At 43.1% G+C, this 12,334-nt stretch carries 6 protein-coding genes; 3 read left to right on the top strand and 3 right to left on the bottom strand.

What is annotated here, in order from left to right:
* The first annotated feature begins 122 nt into the window (after positions 1 to 122).
* Positions 123 to 2,021 (top strand): HAMP domain-containing methyl-accepting chemotaxis protein, encoded by a 1,899-nt coding sequence (locus tag CCS02_RS19860; RefSeq protein ID WP_100637499.1) that lies wholly within the window; start codon positions 123 to 125, stop codon positions 2,019 to 2,021.
* A gap of 90 nt (positions 2,022 to 2,111) precedes the next feature.
* Here CCS02_RS19860 and CCS02_RS19855 read toward each other — a convergent pair whose 3' ends face one another.
* Together CCS02_RS19855 and rluC are read right to left on the bottom strand one after the other, a co-directional pair.
* Positions 2,112 to 3,578: an anion permease gene (locus CCS02_RS19855; RefSeq protein WP_072841720.1), complete on the bottom strand. Its 1,467-nt coding sequence runs from the start codon at positions 3,576 to 3,578 to the stop codon at positions 2,112 to 2,114.
* 194 nt (positions 3,579 to 3,772) lie between these two features.
* The gene (rluC, locus tag CCS02_RS19850) at positions 3,773 to 4,744 is read right to left on the bottom strand and encodes a 23S rRNA pseudouridine(955/2504/2580) synthase RluC (RefSeq protein ID WP_072841722.1); all 972 of its coding nucleotides are present in this window, start codon (positions 4,742 to 4,744) and stop codon (positions 3,773 to 3,775) included.
* A 473-nt stretch (positions 4,745 to 5,217) separates the two neighbouring features.
* Between rluC and rne the strand changes: the two genes are divergently transcribed.
* Both rne and CCS02_RS19840 read left to right on the top strand, forming a co-directional pair.
* Entirely contained in the window at positions 5,218 to 8,484 is a 3,267-nt protein-coding gene (gene rne / locus CCS02_RS19845; RefSeq protein WP_100637498.1) for a ribonuclease E, read from the top strand.
* A gap of 125 nt (positions 8,485 to 8,609) precedes the next feature.
* Positions 8,610 to 10,262, top strand: coding sequence for a SulP family inorganic anion transporter (locus CCS02_RS19840; RefSeq protein ID WP_198515426.1), 1,653 nt, complete (start codon positions 8,610 to 8,612; stop codon positions 10,260 to 10,262).
* 126 nt (positions 10,263 to 10,388) lie between these two features.
* Here CCS02_RS19840 and aceF read toward each other — a convergent pair whose 3' ends face one another.
* Positions 10,389 to 12,308, bottom strand: coding sequence for a dihydrolipoyllysine-residue acetyltransferase (gene aceF / locus CCS02_RS19835; RefSeq protein WP_100637497.1), 1,920 nt, complete (start codon positions 12,306 to 12,308; stop codon positions 10,389 to 10,391).
* Between the last annotated feature and the right edge of the window lie 26 nt (positions 12,309 to 12,334).

Below are 12,334 nucleotides of genomic sequence, written 5' to 3'. Positions count from 1 at the left end.
TTATTGAGACTAGGCATACCCGTTATGATAACCACCAAGAAAACGGTTACATGAATAATAAGGATAATATTTAACCGCTCTATACCCCTTCTACCCCAAAGAATAGCTAAGGAAGCATTCTCATGAAAAAATTTCTAGAAAACAGACTCATCGGCACTAAACTTGGTTTAGGCTTTGGGTCAGTATTAATACTTGCTCTTATTGTTGGAATAGTCGGTATTTCAGGTGTAAACACTCTACTAAGTAGAGCGGATAAGGTTCGTTTATCGAACGATTTAGACGATACGGTTGTTGAAATGCAAAGAGCCAGAGAACTTTATGTAACGTCAGGCTCAGCAAAGGACAAAGATGAGTTACTTCGCCGTACAGAAGTGCTCGCTGACTTTTTAAAGGAAGGTAAAAATTTATACAACGGTTCAGATGTTAGAGAACTAGTAAAACTAACAGAGCAAAATCTCTTAGAGTATAAAAAAGCACTAACCAATCTTACTGATGCCCGAAAAAACTGGGAAGCAATTGACGATAATGCGACTAAGTTACGCCGCAATATATTTAATCAATATGATCAAACAATTCAACAGCTTCGCCAGCAAAATGATATAGAGAACATGAACACTGCATTGGATGTTGCAAACAGCTGGTATGCACTGACATCTGAGATAAATGATTATGTTATCAAGAAAGAAAATATACCTACTGAGCTTGTCACCACAAGGTTCCAAGCCATTATTAACCAAACAAAAAGCCTACAGCTATCAAACGATCTTCAGGACAAAAAACAAACAATACTGTCTCTTTTAAACGGATACGAAGAACTTGGAAAAAGCAACCCAACCGTTAATGCTGAACTTATAAGAGCGCAAAAAAATCTGATGGCTTTGTCAGCGGATATGAACGATAAAATTGATTCAATAACACTACTTCAAGAACAAAAAAGTAAAGAGGATGGCGATCAAGTTTCAACACTCCTAATCACAGTAACCGCCATCGCTATTCTGATGGGTATTTTCTTTGCTATGCTGATCCGTCATATGATTATAAAACCAATGAATGAGGTTATGACTGCGGTTGAGAAAATCTCTGATGGTGACTTAACTCAGATATTAAACACTGACCGCAAAGACGAATTAGGTCAACTTTATAACAACATTGGAGTCATGAGCCGGACTCTAAACAAGCTCATTTCTGAAGTGATTACTGGTGTCCTAAACCTGAGCTCAACCAGTGAGCAATTAGAAGCGATTTCAAAGCAAGGCCAAACCATGATGCAGTCTCAAAAAGACGAGACGGATCAAGTTGCCACAGCGATAAATGAAATGTCATCAACGGTATCTGAAGTTGCTCGTAATGCAGAAACTGCGGCAGAAGCAACAACTAAAACCGACAACATAGTAAACCAAGGCAATTTGAAGGTATCAGACACAGCGAAATCAATCGAATCGTTAGCTAGCGACTTGACTGTAACTAGTAAAGCAATGGAGCAACTTAAAATACGTACTGATAACGTTGGAAACGTATTAGAAGTTATTAAAGCGGTTGCTGAACAAACTAACTTACTTGCTCTTAACGCAGCAATTGAAGCAGCGCGAGCTGGTGAAGCCGGACGAGGCTTTGCGGTTGTGGCTGACGAAGTGCGTGGTCTAGCCAGCAGAACCCAAAGTTCAGCTAAAGAGATTGAGGACTTAATTGTCGAACTGCAAAATGGCGCCCAGGAGTCTCTGGATAAAATGCTTAAAAGCCGCGATTTGTCTACTAAAAATGCCGAACAAGCGAAAGAGGTCTTGGCTCTTTTTGCAAACATAAGCGAACAAGTTGGCTATGTCCAAGATATGAACAATCAAATAGCTACCGCAGCGGAAGAGCAATCTCAAGTGTCTGATGAGATCAATCGCAGTGTTGAAAATGTCCGTCAGTTAGCAGATCGAACCACTGAAGGCTCTATCGAATCTGTTGCTGCCGTTAGCAACTTGAGAGCATTAAGTCATCAACTTAAATCACTAACAGATCGCTTTAAAATCTAATCACCATCCAGTCAATTCTGGAGGAAAAACGATCACCAACAGTCACCTAATTCATTCCGAATAGGTGACTGTTTTTATTTGAAGCTTTCATTACCAGTAACCCAATACCTTCCACCATAAGCCGCCGACAACACCCCATACGGCTAAATTCACGACACTCATAATAAAGCCCATGATCCACCAATCTTCCATCGAGACATAACCAGACCCAAAGATAATCGGCGATGTGCCTGTCGCGTAATGAGTCAATGACATCATCAAGGAAGACGCGCCAGCCAGTAACAGACCAAGATACAAAGGTGGTGCACCTAACGCCAAACCTGCGGCATAAAAAGCCGCAAACATGGCGGTAATATGCGCGGTCGTACTTGCAAAGAAATAATGCACATAAAAATAAATTGCGACTAAGATGACGACAGAAATAGCCCAATCAAATCCGAAGTGTTCAATATTACTTTCAACAACAGTCGAAAACCATTGCACCAAACCAAGCTTATTCAAAAAAGTGGCCATCATCACCAAGGCGGAGAACCATACAACCGTATCCCAAGCGGATTTTTCTTTGAGCACGTCATCCCAGCTCAAAACACCTGTTACTAATAAAACAGACAAGCCTAAAAATGCTACCGCCGTTGTATTCACCGCATAGTCTGCACCGAACAACATCGCAGGAATACCAGCCCAAAGAATAAGTAAAAGAGCAAACACCGCCACCATGACTTTTTCTCCATAAGACATAGGCCCCATTTCGGCGAGTCGAGATTTTGCGTAAGTTTTTGCATCTGGTGTACTTTTAATCTCGGGAGGATAAATGGCATAAACAACCAAAGGCACAAGTGCAATACACACCAAGCCTGGCAAAAGTGCCGCTAGCGCCCATGTTCCCCAAGTAATGCTAATATTAGCGCCAGTGGCGTCAGAGATTAATTTAACAATTAGGGGATTGGGTGCGGTTGCTGTAATGAACATAGCCGAGGTAATGGGGTTAATATGGTAATTAACCAAAGCAAGATAATGACCAATCTTACGAGAGGTTCCCTCCTCTGGCGAAGAGCCAAAACTAGTAGCAATGGATTTCATAATTGGATGAATTATACCACCACCCCGTGCGGTATTACTCGGTGTTACCGGTGCGATAACCAATTCTGAAATAGCCAAAGCGTAGCCAATACCAATGGTCTTTTTACCAAACAAAGAAATAAAGTAGTAACCAATACGGTTTCCAAGCCCTGTTTTTGCTAAGCCTCGTGAAATAACAATCGCTATACCGATCAACCAAATTAGAGAATTCGAAAAGCCACTCAATGCGTCTTTAATCGCGCCAGCAGGCGTATCACTAGTAACACCAGTTAGCGCCACTAGAGTAATCGCCAAAATCGCGAGAGCCCCAATTGGCATCGCCTTCCCTATAATGGCAACCACAGTACCAACAAATAAAGCTAGCAAATGCCAAGCATTAGCAGATACACCATCGGGCACAGGCGCAATAAACCAGATTAACAGCGTGATAAAAACAGAAATGAGTCCCGGAATGATCCGAATATCTGGGGTTTTCATGAAAAATCCTTTCATCTTAGAAAAAAGTTTCCCTATTGAAGACAAGGGAATCATTCCTCTATGTTAAAGCATTCAGTACTAAAAAAAGGTGATACACATCACAGAAGCAAGATTCACTAACAGTAAGGTAAAAAAAAGACCTGCATCAGCAAGTCTTTTTTAGATCAATAATTGAAATCAATAATGAAAAAAGATTAGGAAAAAATTCCTGTTAAGTTTTCATTCATCAAGGTTTGCCATTCTTTATCGAGTGGGGCTTCAAACAACATACGTTCGCCGTTCAACATTATATCCAGGCGAGTCGCATGCAAACACAAGCGTTTAAAACCAAGGGCCTTTGTTTCTTTTAAAGACTCCGCTGGAGAATATTTTTCATCGCCAACAATCGGATAGCCAGCATATTGAGTATGAACCCGAATTTGGTGTGTGCGCCCTGTTACCGGCTCACACTCAACCAAACTATAGCCTTCAAACTGTCGAACTAACTTAAACCGAGTCAAACTCTCTTTTCCGTCAGTGTGTACTCTTACAACGCGCTCGCCAGATTGCAGTTCATTTTTTAATAAAGGGGCGTTAACTTGCAATTTTCTTTTAGGCCAGCTGCCATAAACCAATGCAAGGTAAGTTTTTTGTACGCCTTCTTTTTCGCGTAATGCTGTATGTAATTCTTTGAGGACTGCGCGCTTCTTAGCGACCATGATCAGACCAGAAGTATCACGATCAAGTCGATGAACAAGCTCAATAAACTTCTCTAGCGGTCGCATTTGGCGAATAACTTCAACCAGACCGAAACTCAAACCACTGCCACCATGAACGGCTAAGCCGGAAGGTTTATTAATGACGATCAACCCCTTGTCCTCGTAGACAATACGTGATTCTATCTCGCTTTTAAGGCGATCTGACAAGACAGGCTTGTCGGATTCTGGCGCAATAACAATTGGCGCAATACGTACAACATCTTCATTTTGAAGGCGATAGTCAGGCTTGGTCCGCTTCTTATTGACGCGTATTTCCCCTTTCCTAAGTAAGTTGTAAATCTTGCCTTTCGGAACACCCTTTAAAAAGGTAACCAAAAAATTATCGATTCGCTGACCCGTATTATTGTCGTCAATCGTGACGTAACGAACCGCGGGACGCTCTGCTGATTTTAGTTCTGAGTCCGACATAAGCTAAGATTGGTTTCCTTTATAATTGAAGCACTTAGTTTTTACTGTTATATTCACATTCGCAAAGGGTAAGAGGCAACAAAACACCTCGAAGATAAGATGCAAGAATTGAATGACAATTGCCGAAGCGACACTTTGGCCCCCTATCTTACCTCTGTAACAGTTAATCTTAAATAATAAACCGCATGATTCGGAAAAATCCGCTTCAGTGGAAGGAACTCTCATTAAAATTGCTAGGCCGCGCGTTCGCGTTGTTTCGTAAAAGCAAAGAAACGAGACCGGTTAAAGAGACTATTTAGTATTGATCACGGCAGCGACCGCATAAAAGCGTTTAAAATAAAATAAACGAATCGCGTACTCCTCTCGCCAGAGAACACTGAATGACTTGCTCTAATTCTGAGTCAGATTTATTAATGGTTACCCTATCACTGTTGTGACTCTTTCGTAATCAGCTAACAGAGTTCACACATATAATGATTAGAATGCTTATTAATGCAACTCAACAAGAAGAGTTGCGCGTCGCCCTAGTAGACGGACAACGTCTATATGATCTAGACATCGAATCCGGTTCACGCGAACAGAAGAAGTCGAATATATATAAAGGCCGCATCACTCGCATTGAGCCGAGTCTAGAAGCTGCTTTTGTTGACTTCGGCGCAGATCGCCATGGTTTCTTACCTTTAAAAGAAATTTCCAAGACCTACTTTTCCAAAAAATCGAACCATGAAGGCCGAATTAACATCAAAGATGTGTTAAGCGAAGGTCAAGAAGTGATTGTTCAAGTGGATAAAGAAGAACGCGGCAATAAAGGTGCTGCTTTAACCACTTTCGTTAGCTTAGCAGGTCGTTATTTGGTTTTGATGCCAAATAATCCTCGCGCTGGTGGCATATCTCGTCGTATCGACGGTGATGACAGATCACACCTTAAAGAAGCTATGTCAGGTTTGAACACGCCAGAAAATGGTGGCCTTATTGTTCGTACTGCTGGCGTTGGTCGCTCAACTGAAGAATTGCAGTGGGATTTGGATTACCTTGATACTCTATGGTCTTCCATTACTAAAGCCGCATCTGAAAAACCTGCTCCTTTCTTAATCTATCAAGAAAGCAACATCGTTATCCGCGCCATTCGCGATTACTTACGTGAAGACATTGGCGAAGTACTGATTGATGAGAAAAGCGCCTACCAAGACGCGATCAACTTCGTCATGCAAGTAATGCCGCACTTTAAGTCGCGCATTAAAATGTATACCGACTCAACTCCTCTGTTTAACCGTTTCCAGATCGAAACTCAGATCGAAACGGCTTTCCAGCGTGAAGTCCGCCTGCCTTCTGGTGGCTCTATTGTTATCGATCCGACAGAAGCCTTAGTTTCTATCGATATTAACTCGGCTCGCGCCACAAAAGGCGGAGACATAGAAGAAACAGCATTACAAACCAACTTAGAAGCCGCAGACGAAATTGCTCGCCAATTACGCCTTCGCGACATTGGCGGCTTGGTTGTTATCGACTTCATCGATATGACACCAGTACGCAACCAGAAAGAAGTTGAAACCCGCATGAAGAACGCTCTAGAGGCGGATCGTGCTCGCGTTCAACTTGGCCGCATTTCTCGCTTCGGTTTGCTGGAAATGTCACGTCAGCGCCTACGCCCTTCCCTTGGTGAAACAAGTGGTATCGTTTGCCCTCGCTGTAATGGCCAAGGATTCATCCGTGACGTGGAATCTCTAGCGCTTTCTGTACTTCGCCTAATCGAAGAAGAATGCTCTAAAGAGCGCACAGCTCAAATTCGTGCCGTTTTACCAGTATCTGTTGCAACTTTCTTATTAAACGAGAAACGCACTAACATTGCTAAAATTGAAAAACGTAACAATGTTCATATTATTCTTGTACCAAATCCTCATATGGAAACGCCACACTTTGAAGTAGAGCGTATTCGTGATGACAGTACAGTTGTTATGCAAAATGAGAACAGCTACACATTGGTAGAGACACCAGAGCAGCCGCCATATGAGCCTCGCAAAGCAAATGAAAATGTTCGCCCACAAGCGGCCGTAACCAGTATTGCACCTAAAGCACCAGCTCCTGAGCACACGGCACCAGCACAAGCAGCAGCCGTCGCGCCAAAGGCAATCAAAAATGCGCAAAACAAGCCAAGTTTGTTTAAACGCTTCATGACGGCATTGTTTGGCGAAACTCAAAGCAAGCCAAAACAAAAAACCGTTAGCAAAACGCCTCCTGTAGCGCCTTCACAAAATGATCGTGATACGTCAAGCAAGCCTAACGGCAATCGTGTAAACCGAAACAAACGCAATGTTAAGCATCAAAATGCGGACCGTGATGACAACAATGCAGCTGAAAAAAATCGCTCTACTCGTCAATCTCGCCGAGAGCAAGCCGAAGCCAGCACCAAGGGAAGTAATAACAACCGTCGCAACAACCGTGGCAATAAACAAGAAACTCAAGAACCAAGAGTTGAGAAGCAAGAAGCTGCTGTAAAAGCTACTCCGCGCCAACCACAGAAAGAAGTTCCTGAAGTTAAAGAACGCAAACGCGATCGCAATGATAACCGTCGTCGCAACGGCAAACTAAAAGACGAAGCACTAGAAGCTACTAAACTACAAGAGCAAGAAGATGCCGCTCTGGTAGAAGCTGCTCAAAATGCTGAAGTGGAAAACAACGAAAACGGTGATGAGCCTCAACGCCGTTCACGTCGTTCACGTCGTTCACGTCGCCCGCAAAAAGAAGAAAACAACGTACAGCAAGAAAATGTTGAATCTGAAAACGATGAAGCACAATCTACTGAAGTTACTGTGGCGCAAACAGAAGAAGCATCAATCACTTCAGACGTTAAGCATGCAAAAACTGAAGTCGAAGCAAAATCAGCAGACACAACATCAGAATCCTCTACAAAAGATGAGCATAAAGCTGTTGAAGCTGTTGAAGCTGTTGAAGCTGTTGAAGCTGTTGAAGCTGTTGAAGCTGTTGAAGCTGTTGAAGCTGTTGAAGCTGTTGAAGCTGTTGAAGCTGTTGAAGCTGTTGAAGCTGAGAAAGTAGAATCTACTGATGCCGAGCAAGCAACAGAAGAAACTAAAGAAAAATCTCCTGAAGCTAAACCTGCAAAACCTAAGATGTCAGTAAAAGCTCAAATGCGTAAAATTGCGCAAGAGACACCGGAAGCTGAAACAATTACGACAGAAGAAACCAACGCAGAACAAGCTGAAGCGGAACCAAAAACAGCAACTTCTACAGCAGAGATTCAAGTAGCAACCTCGACTGAAGAACTAATGGAAGAAGCAAGTGTAACGGAAGAGATAAAAACCGAAGCACCAGAAAAACCATCAACAGTAGAAGCCGAGACTGCAGCAATAGAGCTTACACAAGAAGCTACTGAAGCTACGACTGATCCAGTCACCTCAGAAACTGCAGCCGTGAACTCCTCCGAAACCAAAGAAGTGGAAGAAGAGAAAGTACAAAACACTGCAGGTAGCTCAACTCGAACTCCTCGCCGTGGACGTGGCAAACCAGCCACTAAACAAGCAAACATAGAAGCCAAAGCACCGGTAGAATTACCAGCCGCTATTTTGGCTCAGCAAGAGAAGCTTCGTTTAGAGCAAGAAGAAAAACGCAATGCTGCGACTTCACGTCGACGTGCATCAGCAGGTCGTGTGAAAAACGACCCTAGGATTGCTCGAGAAGAAGAAAAAGGCTCTGAATCAATTTCAGAAGCCAATGTAGAATAAAACCTACAGCTTCTCTCTAGGAAAAAACAAAGAGCCCGCATTATGCGGGCTCTTTTGCAAAAAGAGCACTATGGATTATTTCAACGGATTGATTTGAACATAAATAACGGACAGGTAAAAAAACAATGATCATTGATTTTTCTCGCTTTAAAGATTGGACTCTTGTAGGCGATTTATTCGGCGGCGCAACCACCGCTATTGTATCGCTACCTCTCGCATTAGCGTTTGGCGTTGCCTCAGGAGCAGGTGCAGAAGCAGGACTCTGGGGCGCTATACTCGTCGGCCTATTTGCTGCGATTTTTGGTGGGTCTACCAGCCTAATCTCAGAGCCAACTGGGCCAATGACCGTCATCATGACTGCGGTATTGACCAGTATGATGGCTAGCAGTCCAGAAGGCGGTATAGCGATGGCTTTTACCGTAGTTATGATCGCCGGTTTATTCCAAATCACATTAGGTTATCTGAAGTTAGGCAAATACATAACACTCATGCCATATAGCGTAATCTCAGGATTCATGTCTGGCATCGGCATTATCTTAATCATCTTACAAATTGCCCCTTTCTTAGGACACGCATCGCCATCTGGCGGCGTAATGGGAACCTTGACTGCATTACCAACCCTTATTGTTAACTTGAAGTTTTCCGAATTATTTCTAGGCCTATTAACATTAGGCGTATTATTTTATCTTCCTAAGCACTGGCGTCGCTACATCCCTCCCCAACTTGTCGCTTTAGTCGCAATAACTCTTGTTTCTGTTGTGCTATTTAGTGACTCGGATGTACGTCGTATCGGTGTTATTCCATCTGGCTTACCATCTATCCACTGGCCTCATTTTGAACGTTCAGTATTTATTGAAATGATCATCAATGGATTGGTGCTTGGCACTTTAGGTTGTATTGATACTCTGTTAACAGCCGTCATTGCTGATAGCCTAACCCGCAAAGAGCACGATTCGAATCGAGAGCTTATCGGTCAAGGCACAGCCAACTTCTTCTCGGGCCTGCTTGGCGGCCTTCCTGGCGCTGGTGCCACTATGGGAACCGTGGTGAACATACAGTCCGGTGGCAAATCACCACTTGCAGGCATCACAAGAGCTTTAATTCTTTTACTGGTTGTACTTGGAGCATCAGAGCTAATCAGCCCGATCCCAATGGCCGTGCTTGCTGGCATAGCCTTATATGTAGGGATTAATATTCTCGATTGGAGCTTCTTGAAGCGCGCACACAAAGTTGCCCTCTCGCCAACCATAATCATGTATGGCGTAATGGCACTAACCGTGTTTGTTGACCTTATGGTCGCGGTAGGAATCGGCGTCTTTATAGCCAACATAATGACAATAGAAAAACTCAGCCGACTACAATCAGGAAATGTAAAAGCAATCAGTGATGCTGATGATGACATCCCACTATCTGAGGAAGAAAAATCATTACTAGATCAAGCAGACGGAAAAGTATTACTTTTCTATTTGTCCGGACCAATGATTTTTGGCGCAAGTAAGGCCATCGCAAAACACCACAATCGGATACATAACTATAAGGCTGTAGTATTAGATCTGAGCGCAGTCCCTATGATGGACCTAACTATTGGTCTTGCATTAGAAAACGCCATCAAAGACGCTATAGAAGCAGATTGTGCCGTTTATATATTTAGTCCCAACGGACAAACCACAGAACGACTTGAAAAATTGGGCGTATTAAACCGATTGCCACACAATGCGTTCTGCGACTCACGAAAATCTGCCTTGATGCAGGCTGTTAACAACCTACCCAGTACATAAGAAAATTACTTAGTGAACCAAAAATACTAAACCGAAAAAAAACACTAAAATCAAAAAGTTATAGACCAAAAAAAGCCGCTTTGTAAGCGGCTTTTTATTTATTTAGCTATTCACCAAAGTGACTCATTAAAGAGACAAGCGACGCACATCACTTAGCAATGAGTTCAAGAAGGTCATGAAACGACCAGCATCACCACCATTCACAGCTCTGTGGTCATAAGACAAGCACAATGGCAACATTGTACGAGGCTCAAATTCTTTACCATTCCAACGTGGCTCGATGTCTGCTTTAGAAACACCAAGAATACCTACTTCAGGACAGTTAACGATAGGAGTAAATCCAGTACCGCCAATTGCACCCAAACTAGAAATAGTAAAACAACCACCTTGCATATCGGCAGGTTTAAGTTGCTTATCAAGCGCCTTCTTAATCAGCTCGCTCGCTTCTTTAGCGATTTGAATAACTGATTTTTTATCAGCATCTCGCAAAACAGGAACAACCAAGCCAGCAGGAGAATCTACAGCGATACCAATGTGTACATAATGCTTCTGAACATAGCTTTCACCATCGGCCATTAGCGACACATTGAAGCTTGGATTCGCAACCATAGCTTGCGCTACCGCTTTAATCAGGAATGGAAGTGGCGTCAATTTAACACCTTGTTTCTCCATTTCACCTTTCAAGCCTTTGCGGAAGTCTTCAAGATCAGAGATGTCAGCTTTATCAAACTGAGTAACTTGAGGCACAACAAGTGCGTTGCGAACCATGTTTTGAGCAGTTAGACGTTGAATCTTACTCATCTTAACAACTTCGACATCACCGAACTTGCTAAAGTCTTGATCAGGCACAGTCGGTAGACCAGAACCTGTTGCAACACCCGCTGGAGCTGATGCAGCCTTTTGTACAGCAGCTTTCACATAGGCATGCAAATCTTCTTTCGTAATACGACCACGAGGGCCAGTAGGACGAACAAGAGATAGATCAACACCTAGCTCACGAGCAAGCATACGCACCGCTGGACCTGCGTGAACTTTCTTGGAAGGTTCAGACAATACAGCAGATTGATCCGCCGCAGGAGCTGCTTTTGCAGTACTAGCTTTAGGCGCTTCAGCAGAAGCAGGAGCCGCTTTTTCAGCAACCGGCGCAGACGCCGCAACTTCAGAACCACCTTCCACTTCAAGCTCAAGAACAAGATGACCTTCAGAAACCTTATCACCAACTTTAATAGAAACAGATTTAACTGTTCCTGATTTCGGCGCAGGGATTTCCATGGAAGCTTTATCAGTTTCAAGAACGATAATAGAATCGCCCTCTTTAACCTTATCACCAGCCGCTACAGCAACTTCGATAACTTCTACACCTTCCGCACCACCAATATCAGGAACCTTAACAGTCTCAACACCACCAGATACAGGCGCTGCAGCCGCAGGCGCTGAAGATTTTGGTGCTTCCGCTTTTTCTTCTGAAGCTGCAGGCGTAGATGATTCAGTTATTAACATAAGGATGTCAGCACCCTCAGAAACAGTATCACCTACTTTGATCGAAATTTTACCGATCTTGCCTGTAAACGGCGAAGGTATATCCATAGATGCTTTATCAGTTTCCAAAACGATCAAAGAGTCACCCTCTTCAACCATATCACCTTCAGCAACACAGACTTCAATAACTTCTACGTCAGTCGCACCACCAATATCAGGCACAGAAACTTTTTCTTCACTAGAAGATGATGAAGCTGGAGCAGTCTTCTCGGCAGATTTTGCTGGCGCAGAAGCCTCTACTGGCGTTTCAGGAGCGGATTTTTCTGCACCTTCAACCTCAATAACAAGAAGCTCATCACCTTCAGAAACTTTATCGCCTTCTTTCACAGAAATGCTTTTTACTTTACCAGCCATGGAAGATGGAACATCCATGGAAGCCTTATCTGTTTCTAAAACAATAATAGATTGGTCCACTTCAATAATGTCACCAACCTTAATACTGATCTCGATAATTTCGACATCAGTCGCACCACCAATATCCGGTACTCGAATGATTTCAGTACTCACAGAAATCTCCTTTGTCTTATAGACGC

Source organism: Marinomonas sp. ef1 (assembly GCF_002806845.1).
GTDB lineage: Bacteria > Pseudomonadota > Gammaproteobacteria > Pseudomonadales > Marinomonadaceae > Marinomonas > Marinomonas polaris.
This window is presented reverse-complemented; position numbering and strand designations above follow the sequence as displayed.